Raw genomic sequence first — 19,589 nt, forward strand, 5'->3', positions numbered from 1 at the left:
CCGCCGGCGCCGCCGCCCCGGGCGGGCCCGCCGGGGGCGGGGGGGGCGCGCGCGCGCCGCCGGCGCCCGGCGCCGCGCCGCCCCCCCCCCCCCCCCCCCCCCCCCCCCGGCCCCTCGTCGGTGCGTCCGCGCTCGACCTGTTGACACAGGTGGTGCAGAGTGCAATCCTCGCCGTGTTGACGTTGCCATCACCGGTGGGGGAACGGTCGTGCTCCGTCGACGACCCCAGGACGACGGCGTCCGGGGTGCTCCGAGGACGGAGCAGGAGGGAACACCATGACCATCCACACCACCACCTCGACGGACGGCAGGGGCCGACCGACACGAGGGCGTCTCCGCCGCATCGCGACCGTCGTCACCGCCGTCTGCGCGGGCGTCACGGCACTCGCACTGGCGGTCCCGACGACCGCGTCCGCGACACCGGCGACGACGACCGGCACCTCGGTCTCGGCCGCCCGCCACGGCCACGACGCCCAACCCGACGCCCGGCTCGACCCGACCCGGTTCCACGGCGTGAACTGGGCCGACCCGCGCGACAACTACGTCAACGGACCCGTCGTGCTGTCCGGCCTGTCCACCTCGGACGACTACCGGACCACATACCGCAAGGCCGACCGGGTCATCCGCGAGTTCCGGAAGGACCTGGGCGCCGACACCGTCCGTCTGCCCGTCAACCCGTACTCCGTCGGCACGACCTGGTGGAACTCCTACCGTGCCGTCATCGACGCCGCCCGGCACCGGGACGTCAAGGTCGTCCTCGGCTACTGGGAGGGCAGCGACGCCAGCAAGGACGGCAAGGTCGACGACCCCGCCGCCTGGTGGGGCATGTGGGACACCCTGACCCGCACGTACAGCCACGACTCCGGGGTGTTCTTCGAGCCGATGAACGAGCCGTTCGGGTACGCCCCGGCCGACTGGGTGCAGCTCGCCACGACGTGGGTGCAGCGCTACACCGCGCAGGGCATCCCGCGGGACCGGGTGTTCGTCAGCGGCACCGGTTACAACGACCACGTCGACGCGATCTGCGCGGCCCCCGCCCTCGACGGCACCTACGTCTCGCAGCACTACTACGGCTACTGGGGCACCCGGGACGCCGCCGAGTGGAAGGCCGACTTCGAGAGCCGACTCGGCGACCAGGCGTGCTCGAACCGGACCGTCTTGGACGAGTTCGGCGTGCCGTTGACGACCGGCCTCGACTACCGCGGCTCCGCCACCACGGGCAACGCCGACGCGGACAACTCGGTCGCGTTCCTGCAGACCGTGACGACCGTCGTCCGGGAGCGGCACCTCGGCGCGGTCTACTGGCCGGGGCTCCGGACGGAAGACACCTACAGCCTCGAGACCGTCCGCGGCTCGGGTAGCAATCTCTCGCTCCGGGTCACGAACGACTCCGGGCTCGCGCTGCTGCACTGGGCGTGGGGTGAGGGGCGCCGGGCGCCCTTCGCGGTTCGCTGAGCCGGGTGCTCGGTGGTCCGGCCCTGCCTGACTGACTGAATGACCGACGGACGGGAGGCGCGGGGGCCCCGGGGGCCGCCCCGCCCCGCCCGCGCGGGGCGGGCCCGCCGGGGGGGGGTGCCGGGGGGTGGTGGCCCGCGGGGGCCGCACTGGCGTGGGCCATCGCGACCGACGGCGAGCAGTGCACCTACGATGACGTCGATGAGCGACATGGGGTCAGGTGAGCGCGGGGTCGTCGCGGCGATGTGGGTGGCACTGGTCCTGGGCTGCGGGGTCGTCGTCGCGATGCTGTGGTTCGGTGCGTTGCTGGACGTGTTCACCCTCGGGGTGATGCCGACACCGGCTGCGACGGCGAGTGGCCGTGCGAGCCTGAACGCTGCCGCGGTCGTCAGTGTTGCGGCAGCGCTCACCACCGCGGTCCTGGCGGTGGTCCTCCTGCGGCGAGGCGTGCACCGGGTCGGTGCTGCAGTCGCGTTGGTCCTCGCGCTCTGCGCTCCGTGGGTTCCGGTGTGGATCGCGATGAACGGCGTCCTCGCCGGCGAGTGACCGGGCGGGAGGGCAGCGCTACCCTGCAGTCCATGACGGGTGACGGGACGGGCGCGCGGATCGTGTTCCTGCACGCCTCGAACCGGAGTCCGGACCGGGCCTGGTCGGCGGTCGGCGAACTGCCCGGTGCGCGGTTCGCGGTGATGCCCGGGTACGGCGCGGACGGGCCGGCCACGTTCGACCAGGACCGCTGGGAGGCCCGGCTGCTCGAGGCGTGCGATGCCGGAGCGACCGTGGTGGCGCACTCCTTCGGCGGGCCGGTCGCCATGCGTGCCGCCGCTCGTCGTCCGGACCTGGTCCGGGCGCTCGTGCTGTTCGAGCCCGCCGCCTACGCCCTGGCGCGGGGGAACCCGGCGGTCGAGGACCACATCCGTCGGGTGCAACCGGTGCTCGACCAGGCGGCGACGCTCCCGCGGGGGGAGTTCGCCGTGGCCTTCGCGGCGGCACTCGCCGGGCAGACCATCGCACCCCCGACGGACTCGGCCGACCTGCTCGCTGCCGAGCGGCAGCGCCGACTGCCCGGCCCGTGGAGCCTCGATACCCCGGAACGGATCGGTGTACCAACCCTGGTGGTGACGGGCGGGTGGAACGACGAGTACGAGGCCATTGCCTCCCGGATCGTCGGTGCCCGTCACGTGACGCTCGCCGGGCACGGACACCGGCCGCAGGACCATCCCGACGCGGTCGGGGTCGTCCGGGCGTTCCTCGACGAGGTCTGGCCCTCAGCCCGCGTCGTCGGCGGCTGCCGGGGTCGGGTCCGCGCTGCGGAGTGACCGGACCATGCTCTGCAGGAGGCGCCGGGCGGCCGCGCGGTCGTCCTCGTCGAGGTCACTGAGCATCCGGTCCTCGACGCCGCGGACCGCCGCCGTCGCTGCAGCGAGGTCGCGACGTCCGCGCTCGGTGAGCTGCGCCGGCATCACCCGGCCGGAGCGGGCCTCCGACGGGCGGGTGACGATACCGTCCCGCTCCAGGGTCTGCAGCAGCACGTTCATCGACTGCCGCGTGACGAAGGTGCCACGGGCGAGCTCGGAGTTCGACGAACCGGGGCGCTGCGCCAGCAGTTCCAGGCACGAGTAGTGCGTCACCGTCATGCCGAGCGGGCGGAGCACTGCCTCCATCGCCGTGCGGAGTGCGGTCGCGGTCTCCTTGAGCAGGTAGCCGATCGACGTCGGCAGGTCGACGCCGGATCCGTCTTGACTCATGTCAGCAGTCTGACATACGCTGCTCGATGTCAGACAACTGACATCGACACGAGGAGCACCCATGCCCGTCACCGGCCCCGACTTCGTCTCCCTGCAGGTCCGCGACCTCGACGCCTCGCAGGCGTTCTACGAGCGGTACCTCGGCCTGGTCCGCTCACCCGCCGGACCTCCGCACGCCGTCGTCTTCACCACGACGCCGATCGCCTTCGCGCTGCGGGACGTCGTCCCCGGCACCGACCTCGACGCCGCCGACCAGCCCGGTGTCGGCGTCGCGCTCTGGCTGCACGGCACCGAGGTGCAGGCGATGCACGACGCCCTGCAGGCCGACGGGCACCGCATCGTCGCGAGCCCGATCGACGGGCCGTTCGGGCGGACGTTCACGTTCGCCGACCTGGATGGGTACCACGTGACGGTGCACGACCGGGCGTGAGTCTGGAGAGGATCAGTCTGCGCAGGTCGGGTCGCTGCCCGGGCCGGTGGTGGCATGCGGCGTCACGGTCTGTGACGAGCGATCACCGTAGGGGGGACTGCCAGATCGGGCCGGACGTCCAGCTGCTGACACCGACCCGCCCCACTGATCCGCAGCAGCGCCGGGACAAGCTCCAAGCAGCCCTCCCGATCAGCATCGGGAACAACGCCGACCGCGATCCGGAGGTCGCCGAGGCCGCTCGCTGCGCCTATCGGCGCCTCGAGGACGATTACGCCGGGTGCATCGAGCAAGCGCAGACAGCCGGGGAAGTGGACGCGACTCTCGACGCCCGAGCCCTGGCGACGTACTTCGTGGCGGTCACTCGCGGCATGGAGGTCCTCGGCACTGCCGGCGCCGACCGGTCGGTGCTCCTCAGCGTCGGCCGAGCGGCGTTCACCCTGCTCACCTGAAGTACGAGGCAACCCAGACCCTGGTCAAGTGCTTGTAGCGACCACACTGGGGGTGACCGACAGGAGATGGTGAGCCGAGACTCGACGGGAAACCAGGGCGCTCGTCGAGCGCGACCTCGACTTCGACTTCGTCCATCGGTGTGCCGTCAGGCCAGGCTCTGGAGCTACCTGTGCTGGTGGCGTCTCTGCGCGGCGATGATCGTGAAGCTCATCGCAGCCAGGACGGCGGTGACTCCGACTGCTGTGATCGTGATGGCGTCGGGGTGGATGACCGATTGACTGCGTAGCGCCTGCCACAGGGCGATCGCGGTGACGGCAGCGTACGTCGCTCCGGCCGCGACGACGATACGGAGCCGATCGGCCTCACTGAGCGCCCGGGGGAGCGTGACCGCGAGGATCGGCAGCACCTGCAGTGCGTGCATGCCGATGAAGTGGGACACGCGGAGATCTCCGTGGGCGGTGTTCCAGCCGAGGAAGAAGATGCCGCCGGTCGCGTCGTCACCGCCCACGGAGTGGGAGCCGTAGGTAGACGACGTCGGGTCGGCCAGCTGGGCCGCGGTGGGGATCACCATGAGGAAGCCCACGGACAGGCCGACCAGGGCGATGATCAGTCCGAGCCTCAGGGACCACGCCAGCGCCCTGTCCTCGATCCTGGAGAACATGGCCAGGAAGGCTCCGATGGCCAGTGTCGCGCAGTACATGAGGGTGACCCCACCGGCCATGAGCTGGTAGAAGAGCTGGTTCGTCGGAGTCGAGACGTTGAAGTGGCTTCCCACGCCGCGAACCACTTGGATCGAGATGACGACGATCTCCAGGAGGGACGCCGCTGCACCGATGGTTCCGGCCCACCAACCAATCCGACGCAGGACGGGCCGCTGCACCATCGAGAGCATCCATGCAAGGGTGATCGCGTAGAGCGCGAGGGAGATCGAGAACTTGAGAGGTTTGGCCCAGATCGGGTCTCCTGCCAATGTCCGCGGATCGAGGATCAGCCCGACGAGGCACACCACAGCCCAGAGACACATCACTGTGGTGAAGGCGACGAGCGGGCGGTGCCATCCGCGTACTCCGGTCCCGAGTGCGCGGGGACGGTCCTGGACGAGGCTCACGGGCGGGTGCTCGCTGCCGTCATCCGCTCGGAGATCGACCAGAGTCTCGCTGCTGTCTCCGGGTTCCGTGCCTGCTTCGACTGGCTGATCACCTCAGCCCCGCCTCGCATGTGCATCATCCGCCGGGGTCCGACGAAGGTGCCGCCGCGGAGGTCGGCTGAGGCGGCGAGCAGCGACGGCAGCGCACCGTCTTCCGGCTCCTGCCCCAGGATCGGGACGAGCCGATCCCAGAGGTTGGGGCGCTGACCGGCCGGCCGGTCGTAGATGGCTGTCTTGACCAACCCCGGGTGAGCGGCCAGCGCCCGCACTCGAGAGCCCGACGTCCGCAGCCGCCGGTCCAGCTCCGACGTGAACAGCAGGTTGGCGAGCTTGGAGTCCGCGTACGCCCGGCTCGCCTGGTACGGGCGTCGGTGCCAATCGAGGTCGTCGAGGTCGAGACGAGCCATCCGTTCCGCCTGGGACGCGACGGTGACGACGCGGTCGGTGATGTGCGGCAGGAGCAGCGTCGTCAGGAGGAAATGCCCCAGGTGGTTCGTGCCGAACTGGAGCTCGTGACCGTTGGCCGTCCGTTGGAGGTCCTTCGACTCGACGCCGGCGTTGTTGACGAGGATGGCGATCGGTTCGTCGATCCGGTCTGCGAAGTCACGCACCGTCTCGAGCCGCGCGAGGTCGAGTGGCAGGACGCGGTGCATCCCCGGAGTGCCGGGGAGGGTCGCTGCCACGGCTCGCCCCTTCTCCTGGTTCCGGACAGCGAGGATGATGCGTGATCCGGACTCGGCCAGGGCGACCGCGGTCGCTCGGCCGATGCCGCTGGTGCCGCCGGTGATGATGACGGTCTCGTTGGTCGGTGCCTGGCCTGCTCTGGTGTCGCCCATGCCCCTAATGTAGACACTGGCCACATTGTTGTCAACGTCTACACTGATCAGATGGCACAGCAAGCTCGCTCCTATCACCACGGGTCGCTGCGTGAGGAGCTCGTGCGAGAGGGGCGCGCGCTCCTGATCGAGGAGGGCCAGCAGGCGGTGACGGTGCGGGAGCTCGCGCGCCGCGTCGGCGTCAGCCATGGTGCGCCGCTCCGTCATTTCCGTGACCGGGACGCCGTCCTCGACGCGATCGCCGCGGACGGTTTCGACGAGCTGCATCGCCATCTCGGGGCCGCGCGGCAAGCGGGCACCCTCGAGCGTCGGCTCACGGAGTACATCCGCGCTCATGCTCAATTCGCGCAGCACAACGGCCCCCTGATGCAGCTGATGTTCGCGTCGACCGACGACGGCACGAATGCGGAGCGCGACCCCGGGGCCCAGTCTTCGGCCGAGCGCTTCTTCGCTTTGGGCGCGGAGTTGCTCGGGGAGCGCAGTCCGGAGTCGATGGGCCCGATGCCGTTCCTGGTTGCGGCGACGACAGAAGGCATCAGTGCCTTGACGGCCACCGGCCGGCTCCCTGAGGATCGCGTGGACGAAGTCGTCGTCGCGGCGGTGCGGGCACTCCTGCCGCAGATCGAGCAGCAGCTCGGCGTGACCGCCCACGAACCGGTCACCGCCCCGGACGCGTGAACCGGGACCGGCGCGCTCGACTCACAGCAGCCTCGCTGGGGTCGAGCCCGTCGAGGTGCTCGACCCTCTTCACGACGGCAGGCGAGCACGCGCACTTCACACCCTGATGGCCGACAGGATCGCGCCCGCCGTCAGTGACTCAGCCTGAGACCGCGACAGCCCGCCGTCGGTCGATCGCGCAGACAGCAAGCGCGATCCCCGCACCCAGGAGCGCTCCCACCGTGTTCATGAACCAGTCGTTCGTGTCGCACCGACGACCGAGTGCCGGCGCGAGGGCCTGTACGACCTCGATGGCGACGGAGAGCGCCACCGCGCCGGCAAGGACCGTGAGCGGTCGGTTCGTCGCGGTTCCGAGGAAGAGTACGAGCGGCAGCAGGAGTGCGACGTTGGCGAGCGTCTCGAGGCCCTGGAACGGGACGGAGAACTGCACGGTGCAGGTGACGCCGCCCGGGCGCGTGCCGTCGGGGAGCAGAGTGAGCACGAGCACCGCGACGAGCGACACCCCGGACAGGCCCAGCAGGATGCCGCGGAGCCGCAGGCGGTGGAGCAACCAGGCGAGGACGGCGGCGGCGGCGAGCGCCACCCAGAATGCCGCTCGGACCAGGGGTGCGTGTTCGATGAGGAACGTGGAGATCATTCGGAGCCTTCTTGGTCGTGGTCGGCGTGGTGGTCGAGTCGGTCGAGCCACACCCGCATGAGTGCCGACTCCTCCGGGAGCAACGGGCTCGCTCTGCCTGCTTCGAGTCGCGCGCGGAGCTGATGACGGGAGGCCGCGTCGACGTCACCGTGTCCCGGGCTGGGCGGCTGCACGAGGACGGCGCCGAGGACCGCGTCCCGGAGCGCGTCGGCGACCTCGTCGGAGTCGTCCTGGCGGTTGGTGCTCATCCGATCCAGTGCGAGCCCGACGTTCGCGGCGAGCAGCATCGTCGCCGCGACCCTGACGTCGACACGGAGCATGCCGGCGGCTGCACAGCGGGTGAGCGTCCGCTCGAGGAGCGCGGTCACGCCGTCGCGCGCCGAACTGCTGGCCCACGGCCGAGGAGCGAACATCAGTCGGTAGAGCGCGGCGTGCTCGCGCGCGAATGCGAGGTGGTCGTCCCAGCCGCGTCGCAGGTCCGCCGACGGGTCGTCGGACACCTCGAGCTCGGCCTTCCTGGCCGCGTACCGCTCGAGACCTACGTCGGCGAGGGCGTCGAGCAGCCCGCGCTTGTCGCCGAAGACGCGGTAGAGCACGGGCTGGGTGACGCCGACTGCTTCGCATACAGCACGGGTGGCGATGTCGCCGTCGGGAGCTGCGACGAGCTGCTCCTCTGCCGCGCGGAGCAGCGCGCTCCGGAGTGCTTCATCAGATCGAGCCATAGAACAATCGTAGCGCAGCTGGTATCGGTGATCGTATCTGTGCTAGCTTTTGCGTAGCGTCGAAATGCTCGGTGCATATCAGTGAAAGGAAGCACGATGAGCAGCACTCCAGAACGCGTCGCAGTCGTCACGGGGGGCTCACGTGGCATCGGCCGCGCGGTGTCGACCCGGCTGGCAGCCGACGGCTTCACGGTCGTCGTGAACCACGCCAGCGGGACGGCCGCGGCCGCCGCCACCGTCGAGCGGATCCAGGAAGCGGGCGGTCGCGCCGTCGCCGTGCAGGCCGACGTCGCCGACGAGCACGCCGTCGCCGCGATGTTCGATCGGGTCGAGGCCGACCACGGCGGCGTCGACGTCGTCGTGCACTCCGCCGGACGACTCGCACTGTCGACGATCGCCGACCAGGACCTCGACGTCCTCGACGCACTGCACCGGACGAACATCCGCGGGACCTTCGTCGTCGCGCAGCAGGCGGCGCGCAGGCTCCGGGCTGGCGGCACGTTCGTCGGCATGTCAACCTCGGTGGTCGGGACGCAGTTCCCGACTTACGGCGCCTACGTCGCGAGCAAGAGCGCCGTCGAAGGCATGACGCTGATCCTGGCGAAGGAGCTCCGCGGCCGGGACGTCACGGCGAACGTGGTGGCCCCGGGACCGACGGCGACGGAGCTGTTCCTCGACGGCAAGACCCAGGAGCAGATCGACACGCTGTCGAAGGTCCCGCCCCTCGAGCGGCTCGGCACGCCGGAGGACATCGCGGCGGTCGTGGCGTTCCTCGCCGGACCCGACGGCCACTGGGTCAACGGCCAGACCATCCGCGCCAACGGCGGGATGGTCTGATGACCGCTCCACGGGTCGTCCTCGTCACGGGTGCGTCCAGCGGCTTCGGTCGGCTGACGGCTGAGGCGCTCGCGCGGGCGGGCCACGTGGTCGTCGCGGGGATGCGCGCGATCGACCGTCGGAACGCGACGGCTCGCACCGAGCTCGAGGATCTCGCCATCCGCGAGGGCTTGCAGCTCAGCGCCGTCGAGCTCGACGTCCAGTCACAACAGTCCGTCGATGACGCCGTCGACTCGGTCGTCCGTTCACACGGGCGGATCGACGTCCTCGTGCAGAACGCCGGCCACATGGCCTACGGCCCGGCCGAAGCATTCACGCCCGAGCAGTTCATGGCCCTCTACGACGTCAACGTCGTCGGCGCACAACGCGTCGCCCGCGCCGTCCTGCCGCACATGCGCGTCAGCCGCTCAGGACTGGTCGTGTGGGTCGGCAGCTCATCGACCCGCGGCGGGCACCCGCCGTTCCTCGCGCCGTACTTCGCGGCGAAGGCCGGCATGGACGCCCTGGCCGAGAGCTACGCCGCGGAGCTCGTCCGCTTCGGCATCGACACCACCATCGTGGTCCCGGGAGCCTTCACCTCGGGAACGAACCACTTCACGAGCGCTGCGGTCCCGATCGACGCCGCCCGAGTCGCTGCACACGACGAGGAGTACGGGGCGCTCCGGCAGGACCTCACTGACCGCCTCGCCGCGATCGTCCCGGTGGACGCCGACGTGCAGGACGTCGCCGACGAGATCGTCCGCGTGGTCAGCCTCCCAGAGGGAACCCGCCCCTACCGGACCCACGTCGACCCATCCCGCGACGGCAGCGAGGTCGTCTCAGCGGTGGCGGACCGCATCCGGTCCGAGTTCTACCACCGCGTCGGCATCGAGGACCTGCTGTCCTCCAACGCCGCACTTTGACCCCCGGACCGCCCGGGAAACCCCACCGAGAGGAACACCATGCCCTTCGCCAACATCAAGGTCCCCGCTGACACCCTGACCGCCGAGTCGAAGAAGAAGCTGCAGGACGCCGTCACCGACGCCATCGTCGACGCCTACGGGGAGCGAGCGCGCCCGACCACCCTCGTCATCCTCGACGAGGTCGCCGACGGAGGTTGGATGCTCGGCGGCACCATCCTCAACGAGGCGATGCTCGGCCGCGTCTGAGTCCGCTGACCACGCGCTGACGAAGGGACCCGGAAGACCGGGTCCCTTCGTCACCAGTTTGAGAAGACGGCGTCACACTGTCCGTGGCCGATTCCCTCATCGAGAACTTGCTTCCCCAGCGTTCGCGTGCGTCTCGCAGTCGCGGCCGCCGACAGGGCCCAGCGCCGACAACGTGTCTCATGTCTCACGCGCGATGAGGGTTCGTTGTCTACTTCTCGGCCCCACGCAGCGCTGACGTCGCGGTACCGGCGCTCGTCATCCCGTCGCGCCGGCGATGACTCCTCGAACGAACTTCACGCGTTGCACGCGGCAGTTTGATGGCGTGTCCCAGAATCGTCACCGGCACCGTGCTGTTCGCCGGACTCCTGTTCTGGCTCCCGGTGCCGTGCAGCCCTGCGTCCGCGAGCGGGACCTTCGCAAACGGATCGCCCACCGAGGCGCCTTCACAGCGTCATCCCCAGCACCGTACGAACAGCGATGGCCCCGCCGTGTTCGTCCGGTCGTCGTGTCATCCCGATCTTCTGCGCGACCCTCTCAGAGGCAGCATTGTCGGGATGGATGACCGCGACGAGTTCGGCCGCGTCGAGGGCCGCACGAGCGAAGTCCCGACAGGCAGCCGCTGCCTCGGTTGCGTAGCCCTGCCCGTGGAACATCGTGCGCACGTGGTAGCCGACCTCGAGCATCGGGACGCCGTTGACGTCCTGCCAGGTCAGTCCGCAGTCACCGACGAACTGCCCCGCGTGCGTCTCGATGATCCAGAGCCCGAAGCCGTGGGCGGCGTAGTTGTCCTGGTTCCAGGCGATCCATCGCGCCGCGTCGTCACGACTCTTCGGTGCGGGGTAGAACTCCATGACCTGCGGGTCTCCGAGCAGGTCGGCCATGTCGCCGAGGTCTGCCGGGGTCATCTCACGGAAGCGGAGCCGCGTGGTGGGAGCAGGGAGCATCTCAGCACCGTACCGGCCGCCGATCAGTCGTCGGACGCGTCAGAGGTCGCCGGGGCCACCAGGCGCCGCCGGTCCCCGTCCCGCCCGACGCAAGCCGCACCTCCAGCCCGGTGGCCGGACCTCAGCCCGCAGGAACCGCCTGCGCGACCGCGAGCCGCGCGACCAGCTCGACGTGCCGCGCCATGTCGTACGACGGGTCGAAGAGCCACTGCAGCTGCATGCCGTCGGACACCGCGAGCAGCACGGTCGTCAGCTCGACCGGGTCGACGTCCGGTCGGAGCAGCCCGTCCTGCTGCATGGCGCGGAAGTCGGCGGACAGGTCACGGCGGCTGCGCTCGTAGCGCTCCCGGAAGTAGGCGTGCGCCGGGTGCTCGGGGTCGGTGGCGGCCGCCGCGGACAGGTTGACGAACATCTGCACGAGACCGGGGACCTCGACGTTGTGTCGGACGATCGCGATGAGCAGCGCCGCGGGGTCCGAGGCGTGCCAGTCGTGCTCCAGGTCGAGCTGGTCGCGGCGTCGGAGGATCTCGACCCACAGGTCGTCCTTCGAGTCGAAGTAGTGCAGCAGGCCGGCCTGGGTGAGCCCGACGGCTGCGGCGATGTCGTTGATGCTCGTCCGTCGGAAACCCTGCGAGGCGACGAGGTCCAGCGCGACCGTCAGGAGCTCCTCGCGCTTCGCGATCCCCTTCGCGTACGAACCTCGTCGTGCCATGGCAGGACTGTACCGCTCGGAATGCCGACAAAAACCTAGTGCCAGTCGGTTTTGGTGTTACGGTGGCGACAGCCGCCGACGGAGGCGTGCGAGTCACCGATGGCGGTGGCGTTCCCGAGAAGAGGTTGCCGTGGCCAACGACGCACGACTCGTCCCCGACACCCCGACCGCGGTGGCTCCCACCGTCGGACGTGGAAGCCCGCTCATGTACACGATCGGCATGCCGCTCGCGATGTTCGGTCTGTACATCGCCCTGCTGCCGCCCGTGCTCGTCGCGATGGCGCTCAAGGTCGCCGAGATCGCTCCGGACGACCAGGCGGGCGTGCTCGGCCTGGCGCTCGGCATCGGCGCGTTCGCCGCGATGGTCGCCAACCCCCTGGCGGGTCGCTTCAGCGACCGGACTGCCGGGAGGCTCGGCATGCGTCGTCCGTGGATCATCGGTGGCACGGTGGTCGGGTTCGCAGCCCTCGTGGTCGTCGCGACGACGTCCTCCACCGTCGTGCTCGTGATCGGGTGGGCCGTGGCGCAGATCGCCTACAACGCCACGATCGCGGCGCTCACGGCCGTCCTGCCGGACCACGTCACGCGGTCGCAGCGCGGTCGGGTCGCGGCGCTGCTCGGGCTCGCGCAGAACCTCGCACTCGTCGGCGGCACCTTCCTGGTGCAGCTCTTCTCGACCTCGGCGTCGCAGATGATCGTCCCCGGGGCGATCGGCTCGGTCGTGGTCGTGCTCTACGCGGTGGTCTTCCGGGACCGCGTGCTCGCCGCGAAGCCGACGTCGAAGCTCGGCATCGGGCAGCTGTTCGGGTCGTTCGTGTTCAACCCCCGGAAGCACCCGGACCTCGGCTGGGCGTGGCTGACGCGGTTCATGATGGTCGCGGCGCAGTACACGGCGGTCAGCTACCTCACCTACTTCCTGCGGGACGACATCGGGGTCGACAAGACGAACCTGGCGAACGCCGTGTTCCAGGGGACGCTCTGGAACGTGATCGGGATCGTCCTGACCTCGCTCGTCGCCGGGTGGCTCTCCGATCGGCTCGGCCGGCGGAAGCTGTTCGTCGCGGTCGCCGGCATCGTCGGCATCGCCGGACTCGTGATCATCGCGCTCGCCCCGTCACTCGGCATGGTCCTCGTCGGTGAGTTCGTGATGGGCGCCGGCATGGGCGTCTTCTACGCGGTCGACCTCGCACTGATCACCGACGTGCTGCCGTCCGACCAGGACAACGCGAAGGACCTCGGCGTGGTCAACATCGCCCAGGCGCTTCCGCAGTCGCTCGTACCGGCGGCCGCTCCCGGCGTGATCGCCGTGACCGGCGGGTACTCCGGGTTCTTCATCACCGGCGCCGTCATCGGGCTGCTCGGGATCTTCTCGGTCTCGCGCATCCGCGGTGTCCGCTGACCTGCTGCTCTCCACTGCTCTCGACGAAGGGACCGATCACCGTGACCGACCTGCCCACCGCCACCACCGCCTCCAGTCCGACGGCGGAGCGCATCGACGCGCTGCTCGCCGAGCTGACCACCGAGGAGAAGGTGCAGCTGCTCACCGGGCGTGACTTCTGGACCACCTGGCCGATCGAGAAGATCGGGCTGCGCCGGATCCTCATGTCGGACGGGCCCTCCGGGGTCCGCGGCGAGGTCTGGGACGAGCGTGACCCGTCCCTCAACCTGCCGTCGGCGACCGCGCTGAGCGCGTCGTGGGACCGCGCGATCGCGAAGCGCTACGGCGCTGCGGCTGCGGTGGAGGCGCGTCGCAAGGGGGTCGACGTCGTGCTCGGTCCGACGATCAACCTGCACCGGTCGCCGCTGGGCGGCCGGCACTTCGAGGCGTTCAGCGAGGACCCGGTGCTCACCGGCGACCTGGCGGCGTCGTACGTGGCGGGGGTGCAGGAGAACGGCGTCGCCGCGACGCCGAAGCACTACATCGCGAACGACTACGAGACCGACCGCTTCACCGCGTCGACCGAGGTCTCCGACCGGGCCCTGCGCGAGCTGTACCTGCTGGCGTTCGAGAAGGCCGTCACCGAGGCGCACGCCTGGGCGGTCATGTCGTCGTACAACGCGATCAACGGCGTGACGGCGTCGGAGAACGACCTGCTCGAGACGCCGCTCAGCTCCGAGTGGGGCTTCGACGGCATCGTCGTGTCCGACTGGACCGGCGTGCGCTCGATCGACTCCGCGAAGGCGTCGCAGGACGTCGCGATGCCCGGCCCGAACCCGTGGTGGAGCGAGGGTCCGCTCCGCGCCGCCGTGCAGTCCGGTGACGTGCCGATGGAGGCGATCGACCGCAAGGTCCGCCGCATCCTGACCCTGGCCGCCCGGGTCGGCGCCCTCGAGGGCTTCGAGCCCGTCGCCGCGCAGCCGGTGCACGTCGAGGACGGCGTCGCGTTCGTCCGCGAAGCCGAGGCCGAGGGCACCGTGCTGGTGCGGAACACCGGCGTGCTGCCGCTCGACGCCTCCGCGGTGTCGCGCATCGCCGTGATCGGGCACAACGCCGACCAGGCCCGCACGCAGGGCGGCGGCTCGGCCACGGTCGTGCCCTCGCAGGTCGTGTCACCGCTCGACGGGATCCGCTCGGCCTTCCCGGGCGCCACGGTCGACCACGCCATCGGCGCCGTCGTGCAGGAGGGCATCGCGGAGTTCCCGCTGTCCGCCATCACGAACCCGGCGACGGGGGAGCCCGGCGCCCGGGTCGCCTTCGTCAAGGACGGCGAGGAACTGTACGTCGAGGACCGTCGTGCCACGGCACTGTTCTGGTTCGGCGGCGACGCCCCCACCCGCGAGGCCGACCGGCTCGACGTCACCACGACGTACACGGCCGAGTCCACGGGCACCGTGCGGATCGGCATCGGTGCGGCCGGCCGGTCGCGGATGTGGATCGACGGCGAGCTCGTGCTCGACGAGGACGTGCCGTTCGACGGCGACCAGCTCGGTGCGGCGTTCCTCAACCCGCCGGCACGCTCGGTGCCCGTGTCGGTGACCTCCGGGCAGCAGCTCGCGATCCGCATCGAGCACGACGTCATCCAGGACGAGACACTCGGCGGGGTGCTGGCGTACCAGTTCGGCACGGAGCCGTCCGACGAGGACCCGTCGGTGCTCATCGACGCGGCGGTCGAGGCTGCCCGCACGGCCGACGTCGCCGTGGTGGTGGTCGGCACGAACTCCCGGGTCGAGTCCGAGGGCTACGACCGCTCGTCGCTCGCACTGTCCGGCCACCAGGACGACCTGGTCCGTGCGGTCGCCGCGGTGAACCCGAACACGGTCGTCGTCGTGAACGCCGGTTCGCCGGTCGAGATGCCGTGGCGGAACGACGTCGCCGCGGTCCTGCTCACCTGGTTCGGCGGGCAGGAGTACGGCAACGCCCTGGCCGACGTGCTCACCGGAGCGCGGGAGCCCGGCGGGCGCCTGCCCACCACCTGGCCGGTCGCGATGGCGGACGTCCCCGTGCTCGACGTCACGCCGGTCGACGGGAAGGTGTCGTACGACGAGGGCGTGCACGTCGGCTACCGGGCGTGGCTCCGCGCCGGCACCGAACCGGCGTACCCGTTCGGGCACGGACTCGGCTACACGACCTGGACGATCGACGGGGTCACCGCGACGCCGACGGTGTCCGAGGGCGATGCGGTCATCGTCACGGCGACGGTCGCGAACACCGGGGCCCGTGCCGGCAAGCACGTCGTGCAGGTCTACGCCTCGCGCGAGGCGTCCGAGGTGGACCGCCCCGTCCGGTGGTTGGTGGGCTTCGCGCCGGTCCGGCTCGGAGCGGGCGAGTCCACCGAGGTCTCGATCGAGGTCCCGGCCCGGGCGTTCGCGCACTGGGACGGTTCGTGGCGGTACGAGTCGGGACGGTTCACCCTGCACGTCGGGAGTTCCGTGCTGGACGAGGCCGGGACGACGACCGTCGAACTGGGATGACGCGTGACGCCGGGGCGCGGCGCAGGCGCCCTGGCGCGCCGGCGCCCTGGCGCCCCGGCGCTGAGGGACCCCGGCGTCACGTGGCGTCACGGTCCGTGACGGACGCCCGGTCCCCGTCGTACGGTCGCGTCGTGACCACGAACCGCGAACCCCGGCAGATCCGCTTCAACGCGTTCGACATGAACTGCGTCGCCCACCAGTCCTCCGGGCTGTGGCGCCACCCGCGCGACCGTTCCCGGCACTACAACGACCTGTCGTACTGGACCGACCTGGCGAAGACGCTCGAGCGCGGGGCGTTCGACGGCATCTTCATCGCCGACGTCCTGGGCACGTACGACGTCTACGGCGGCACGAACGAGGCCGCGCTGCGCACCGGGTCGCAGGTGCCGGTGAACGACCCGATCCTGCTCGTGTCCGCGATGGCCGCCGTCACCGAGCACCTGGGCTTCGGCATCACCGCCGGCACCGCCTACGAGCACCCGTACCCGTTCGCCCGGCGCATCTCGACGCTCGACCACCTGACGAAGGGCCGCGTCGGCTGGAACGTCGTCACCGGGTACCTGCCGAGCGCCGCCCGCAACATGGGGCAGACCGACCAGCTGAGCCACGACGACCGGTACGACGTGGCCGACGAGTACCTCGAGGTCCTCTACAAGCTGTGGGAGGGCTCGTGGGAGGACGACGCCGTCATCGAGGACCGCGAGACCGGCGTCTTCACCGACCCCGCGAAGGTGCACCCCATCGAGCACCACGGCACGCACTTCGACGTGCCCGGCATCCACCTGTCCGAGCCGTCCGTGCAGCGCTCGCCCGTCATCTACCAGGCCGGTGCGTCACCGCGGGGGATCCGGTTCGCCGCCGAGAACGCCGAGGCCGTCTTCGTCGGCGCCCCGACCCTGCCGCAGCTGGCCGCCACCGTCGCGAAGATCCGGGACGCCCTGGAGGCTGCTGGTCGCGACCGGTACGCCGCCAAGGTCTACACGCTGCTCACCGTGATCACCGACGAGACCGACGAACTCGCGCAGGCGAAGTACCGCGACTACCTGTCCTACGCGTCCGAGGAGGGCGCGCTCGTCCTCAACTCCGGCTGGATGGGCGTCGACCTGTCGCAGTACGACCTGGACGAGCCGCTCGGCAACATCGAGTCGAACGCGATCCAGTCGGCGGCCGCGAACCTGTCCGCGGCGACGGGGGAGGACGGCACGACGTGGACCGTGCGGGACATCGCCAGGCAGACGGCGATCGGCGGCCTGGGTCCGGTCGAGGTCGGCAGCGGAGCGACCATCGCGCAGCGCCTCGTCGACATCCAGGAGCAGACCGACGTCGACGGCTTCAACCTGGCGTACGCGGTGTCTCCGGGCACGTGGGAGGACGTCATCGAGTTCGTGGTCCCCGAGCTCCGGGCCCGCGGCGCCTACCCCGAGGGCTACCGCGAGGGGTCGCTCCGGAACAAACTGCTCGGTCGCGGCGACCGCCTGCCCGAGGAGCACCGCGGGGCGTCGTTCCGGGTGCGGGAGTCCGCGGCGGCCTCGGCCTGACGCGCAGCAGCCCGGTCGTAGGGTGGTCGGGTGATCGAGTCGACGGCAGCCGTGCGGGTCGCGGGACCCCGGGACACCGGGGACCGTGACCGCATCGACCGTGCCTGCATCGACCTCTGGGCCGCTGCCGTCGCAGCACGCGACGGCCTGGCCGAGGACCCGGCCGTCCGCGTGCGGGCGGCTGCGAAGTTCGCCGCCGACCGGGTCGCACTCGTCGTCGCCCCCGGAGCGGACGACACCGGGAACGCCGGCACGGTGCGGGGTTTCGCGCTCGTCACGGCACCCGGGACCGGCGGGGGAGCGGGCCCTGCGGACGCCGCCTACCTGAGCCTGCTCGCCGTGGATCCCACGGCGCAGGGCAGTGGCCTCGGCCGGGCGCTGCTCGTCGCGGCGGTGGACGCCGCCCGGGCCGCCGGACACGAGCACTGCATGCTGCACGCGCTCGAGGACAACGCCCCGGCCCTCCGCCTCTACCGCAGCGCGGGGTTCCGGCCGGTCGGCGAGCCGTTCCCGCACGCGCTGAGCGGCCGTCCGACGCGCACCCACGTGGTCTGAACCGGGCCCTGCCGGCCCGGACCCGGCCTACGTGAGTCGCCCCGGGCCTCCCGGTCGGGACGGCGCCACCGGCACCCAGTCGCCCTGCCCGGCGACCCGGCCGTCCCCGGAGGACCGACCCGTCACCCGACGCCGGACCCACGGGACGACGTGGTCGCGGTAGTACCGGAGCTCCGTGGCGACCGACGTCTTCGTCGCGTCCGGCACGCGGGGCACGGCGGCTTCGGGACCGTCGGCGATCGCGTGCAGGGCCAGGTCGGCGACCCGCTGGTGTCCGAGCGGGTTCATGTGCAGACGGTCCTCGGACCAGAACTCGGCGCGGCCGAGGTGTGCGTCGCGCGAGACGTCGACGAACGGCAGCCCGCGCTCCCGGCTGAACCCGGTCAACGCTTCGGCCCAGGCGTCACCGCGCGCGTTGATCATCCGGCCGAGGGGCAGCCGGGCGCTGGGGTCGGCGGGGCTGAGGAGCGCGAGGCGGATCCCGCGGGCGGCGACGGCGTCGGCGGCCTCGGCCAGTCGACCGAGCAGCACGTCGACGTCGTAGCCGGGGCGGAGCATGTCGTTGCCGCCGCCGCAGAAGGTGATGAGCGTCGGCGCCGGGTCGAGGGCGAGGGCCGCGTCGAGCTGCCCGTCGAGTACCCCGGCGAGCAGACGGCCGCGGATCGCCAGGTTCGCGTACGACACCGGACCGGGCAGGTGGTCCGCCAGGCCGACCGCCAGCCGTCCGGCCCAGCCGGGGAACGGGACGTCGCCGTCGTCGCCGACGCCCTCGGAGAAGCTGTCCCCGATCGCGACGTAGCGGACGGGGTCGGTGCGGGCGGGGACGGCGGACATGGTCCTCCTCGGGGAACGGGATCGGTGCGGTCTCCATCGTGCTCCTCCGCGCGGAGCCATGCTGAGGGAAGGCTTGCCTCACCACGAAAGCCCCGGTCAGGGCAGCCTTCCCTTGCTGGTGCGATCAGCTGACAAGTGCTTTCCTTTCCTCATGTCCACCGCAGCTGACCTCGCGCTCCCCGCTACCGAGCACGACGACGCCACGAGCGCCGCCCGCCTCAACTGGCTGCGTGCCGGCCTCCTCGGCGCGAACGACGGCATCGTGTCCGTCGCCGCCGTCCTGGTCGGCGTCGCCGGCACCGGCGCTGCGGCCGGACCGGTCCTGGCTGCCGGCACCGCCGCCCTCGTCGGTGGTGCGGTGTCGATGGCGCTCGGTGAGTACGTCTCCGTCAGCGGTGCGCGTGACGCCCAGCGCACCGGGCAGGCCGCCCACCAGGCGCAGCTCGAAGCCGAGTCCGAGGACCAGGCCACCATCGCCGCGCACTACCGCGGGCTCGGGGTCTCCGCCGACGTCGCCGACACCGTCGCCGCTGAACTCGTCCGCCCCGAGGTCCGGGACCGCCGGGCCGCCGCAGCCCTCCGCGACGCCGAGGACGAGGTCGTCAGCCCCTGGCGCGCGGCCTGGGTCTCTGCAGCGACCTTCACGGTCGGTGCCGCACTGCCGTTCCTCGCGATGCTCCTGGCCCCGGCGTCGAGCCAGATCATGGTGACCGTCGTCGCCGTCCTCATCGCGCTCGCCGTCACCGGCACCACCGGTGCGACCCTCGGCGGGGCGCCCCGGGGCCGGGCGACGATCCGCGTCGTGCTCGGGGGAGCGCTCGCCCTCGCCGCCACCTACGGCGCCGGCACGCTGCTCGGGGCACACGCGTCCTGACGGGGGTGCGGCCTGCTGGGCGTGCTCGACGGACGGGAGGCCCGGGTGACGTGGGCGCCGGCGGGCACGTGATCCTGTGTCTTTTAAAAAAATGAAGCAGGCGACGCACAGTAATATTTGTATATTTAGGTG

At 71.1% G+C, this 19,589-nt stretch carries 22 protein-coding genes and 1 pseudogene; 15 read left to right on the top strand and 8 right to left on the bottom strand.

Annotated features, from left to right (window positions below; all coding sequences use genetic code 11):
- Positions 1-276 precede the first annotated feature (276 nt).
- The 3 genes from QCD68_RS13655 (at position 277) to QCD68_RS13665 (ending at position 2,774) form a co-directional block, all read left to right on the top strand.
- A complete protein-coding gene (locus tag QCD68_RS13655) occupies positions 277-1,455 on the top strand; it encodes a glycoside hydrolase family 5 protein (protein ID WP_301223402.1) in 1,179 nt (392 codons plus the stop codon).
- A gap of 201 nt (positions 1,456-1,656) precedes the next feature.
- Entirely contained in the window at positions 1,657-2,001 is a 345-nt protein-coding gene (locus tag QCD68_RS13660) for a hypothetical protein (RefSeq protein ID WP_301223403.1), read from the top strand.
- Positions 2,002-2,033: 32 nt separating this feature from the next.
- Positions 2,034-2,774 (top strand): alpha/beta fold hydrolase, encoded by a 741-nt coding sequence (locus QCD68_RS13665; RefSeq protein WP_301223404.1) that lies wholly within the window; start codon positions 2,034-2,036, stop codon positions 2,772-2,774.
- Here QCD68_RS13665 and QCD68_RS13670 read toward each other — a convergent pair.
- Positions 2,724-3,203 (bottom strand): MarR family winged helix-turn-helix transcriptional regulator, encoded by a 480-nt coding sequence (locus QCD68_RS13670; RefSeq protein ID WP_301223405.1) that lies wholly within the window; start codon positions 3,201-3,203, stop codon positions 2,724-2,726. The genes QCD68_RS13665 and QCD68_RS13670 overlap by 51 nt on opposite strands.
- 61 nt (positions 3,204-3,264) lie before the next feature.
- On the opposite strand from QCD68_RS13670, the gene QCD68_RS13675 reads away from it, so the two are divergent.
- The 3 genes and pseudogenes from QCD68_RS13675 (at position 3,265) to QCD68_RS17540 (ending at position 4,082) form a co-directional block, all read left to right on the top strand.
- Positions 3,265-3,633, top strand: coding sequence for a VOC family protein (locus QCD68_RS13675; protein WP_301223406.1), 369 nt, complete (start codon positions 3,265-3,267; stop codon positions 3,631-3,633).
- Between the two features lie 95 nt (positions 3,634-3,728).
- Positions 3,729-3,839: pseudogene (locus tag QCD68_RS13680) on the top strand (sugar O-acetyltransferase); the annotation flags it as partial.
- The gene (locus QCD68_RS17540; protein WP_441005190.1) at positions 3,828-4,082 is read left to right on the top strand and encodes a TetR family transcriptional regulator C-terminal domain-containing protein; all 255 of its coding nucleotides are present in this window, start codon (positions 3,828-3,830) and stop codon (positions 4,080-4,082) included. The pseudogene QCD68_RS13680 and the gene QCD68_RS17540, both read left to right, overlap by 12 nt.
- 164 nt (positions 4,083-4,246) lie before the next feature.
- On the opposite strand, the gene QCD68_RS13690 is transcribed toward QCD68_RS17540, so the two are convergent.
- Both QCD68_RS13690 and QCD68_RS13695 read right to left on the bottom strand, forming a co-directional pair.
- Complete coding sequence (locus QCD68_RS13690; protein ID WP_301223407.1) at positions 4,247-5,191, bottom strand: hypothetical protein; 945 nt, start codon at positions 5,189-5,191, stop codon at positions 4,247-4,249.
- Positions 5,188-6,066 (bottom strand): SDR family NAD(P)-dependent oxidoreductase, encoded by an 879-nt coding sequence (locus tag QCD68_RS13695; protein ID WP_301223408.1) that lies wholly within the window; start codon positions 6,064-6,066, stop codon positions 5,188-5,190. The genes QCD68_RS13690 and QCD68_RS13695 overlap by 4 nt, the downstream gene beginning before the upstream one ends.
- A gap of 51 nt (positions 6,067-6,117) precedes the next feature.
- On the opposite strand from QCD68_RS13695, the gene QCD68_RS13700 reads away from it, so the two are divergent.
- The gene (locus QCD68_RS13700) at positions 6,118-6,744 is read left to right on the top strand and encodes a TetR/AcrR family transcriptional regulator (RefSeq protein WP_301223409.1); all 627 of its coding nucleotides are present in this window, start codon (positions 6,118-6,120) and stop codon (positions 6,742-6,744) included.
- A gap of 139 nt (positions 6,745-6,883) precedes the next feature.
- On the opposite strand, the gene QCD68_RS13705 is transcribed toward QCD68_RS13700, so the two are convergent.
- Both QCD68_RS13705 and QCD68_RS13710 read right to left on the bottom strand, forming a co-directional pair.
- A complete protein-coding gene (locus QCD68_RS13705; RefSeq protein WP_111074716.1) occupies positions 6,884-7,381 on the bottom strand; it encodes a VanZ family protein in 498 nt (165 codons plus the stop codon).
- Positions 7,378-8,103 carry a TetR/AcrR family transcriptional regulator gene (locus QCD68_RS13710; RefSeq protein ID WP_301223410.1) on the bottom strand — a complete coding sequence of 242 codons (726 nt, stop codon included), beginning with the start codon at positions 8,101-8,103 and terminating at the stop codon, positions 7,378-7,380. Before QCD68_RS13710 ends, QCD68_RS13705 begins: the two co-directional genes overlap by 4 nt.
- A gap of 96 nt (positions 8,104-8,199) precedes the next feature.
- On the opposite strand from QCD68_RS13710, the gene QCD68_RS13715 reads away from it, so the two are divergent.
- From QCD68_RS13715 to QCD68_RS13725, 3 genes are read left to right on the top strand one after another with little or no spacing between them, the layout of a single operon-like run.
- Complete coding sequence (locus QCD68_RS13715) at positions 8,200-8,940, top strand: SDR family oxidoreductase (protein ID WP_301223411.1); 741 nt, start codon at positions 8,200-8,202, stop codon at positions 8,938-8,940.
- Positions 8,940-9,842 carry an SDR family oxidoreductase gene (locus QCD68_RS13720; protein WP_301223412.1) on the top strand — a complete coding sequence of 301 codons (903 nt, stop codon included), beginning with the start codon at positions 8,940-8,942 and terminating at the stop codon, positions 9,840-9,842. The genes QCD68_RS13715 and QCD68_RS13720 overlap by 1 nt, the downstream gene beginning before the upstream one ends.
- A gap of 39 nt (positions 9,843-9,881) precedes the next feature.
- Positions 9,882-10,088, top strand: a complete 207-nt coding sequence (locus QCD68_RS13725; protein ID WP_071275925.1) for a tautomerase family protein — start codon at positions 9,882-9,884, stop codon at positions 10,086-10,088.
- 443 nt (positions 10,089-10,531) lie between these two features.
- Here the strand turns inward: QCD68_RS13725 and QCD68_RS13730 are convergent, their stop codons facing one another.
- Together QCD68_RS13730 and QCD68_RS13735 are read right to left on the bottom strand one after the other, a co-directional pair.
- Entirely contained in the window at positions 10,532-11,032 is a 501-nt protein-coding gene (locus tag QCD68_RS13730) for a GNAT family N-acetyltransferase (protein ID WP_301223413.1), read from the bottom strand.
- A 121-nt stretch (positions 11,033-11,153) separates the two neighbouring features.
- Positions 11,154-11,744 carry a TetR/AcrR family transcriptional regulator gene (locus QCD68_RS13735; protein WP_301223414.1) on the bottom strand — a complete coding sequence of 197 codons (591 nt, stop codon included), beginning with the start codon at positions 11,742-11,744 and terminating at the stop codon, positions 11,154-11,156.
- A gap of 130 nt (positions 11,745-11,874) precedes the next feature.
- On the opposite strand from QCD68_RS13735, the gene QCD68_RS13740 reads away from it, so the two are divergent.
- From QCD68_RS13740 to QCD68_RS13755, 4 genes are all read left to right on the top strand, one after another.
- Positions 11,875-13,143: an MFS transporter gene (locus QCD68_RS13740; RefSeq protein WP_253463958.1), complete on the top strand. Its 1,269-nt coding sequence runs from the start codon at positions 11,875-11,877 to the stop codon at positions 13,141-13,143.
- 41 nt (positions 13,144-13,184) lie between these two features.
- Positions 13,185-15,656: a glycoside hydrolase family 3 protein gene (locus tag QCD68_RS13745; RefSeq protein ID WP_301223415.1), complete on the top strand. Its 2,472-nt coding sequence runs from the start codon at positions 13,185-13,187 to the stop codon at positions 15,654-15,656.
- Between the two features lie 131 nt (positions 15,657-15,787).
- The gene (locus QCD68_RS13750) at positions 15,788-17,194 is read left to right on the top strand and encodes an LLM class flavin-dependent oxidoreductase (protein WP_301223416.1); all 1,407 of its coding nucleotides are present in this window, start codon (positions 15,788-15,790) and stop codon (positions 17,192-17,194) included.
- Positions 17,195-17,224: 30 nt separating this feature from the next.
- Complete coding sequence (locus QCD68_RS13755) at positions 17,225-17,749, top strand: GNAT family N-acetyltransferase (RefSeq protein ID WP_301223417.1); 525 nt, start codon at positions 17,225-17,227, stop codon at positions 17,747-17,749.
- Positions 17,750-17,776: 27 nt separating this feature from the next.
- Here the strand turns inward: QCD68_RS13755 and QCD68_RS13760 are convergent, their stop codons facing one another.
- A complete protein-coding gene (locus QCD68_RS13760) occupies positions 17,777-18,583 on the bottom strand; it encodes an SGNH/GDSL hydrolase family protein (RefSeq protein ID WP_290157977.1) in 807 nt (268 codons plus the stop codon).
- Between the two features lie 151 nt (positions 18,584-18,734).
- Here QCD68_RS13760 and QCD68_RS13765 point away from each other — a divergent pair, with 151 nt between their 5' ends.
- Entirely contained in the window at positions 18,735-19,457 is a 723-nt protein-coding gene (locus QCD68_RS13765) for a VIT1/CCC1 transporter family protein (protein WP_301223418.1), read from the top strand.
- Positions 19,458-19,589 lie beyond the last annotated feature (132 nt).

This window comes from Curtobacterium sp. PsM8, from assembly GCF_030433875.1.
GTDB lineage: Bacteria > Actinomycetota > Actinomycetes > Actinomycetales > Microbacteriaceae > Curtobacterium.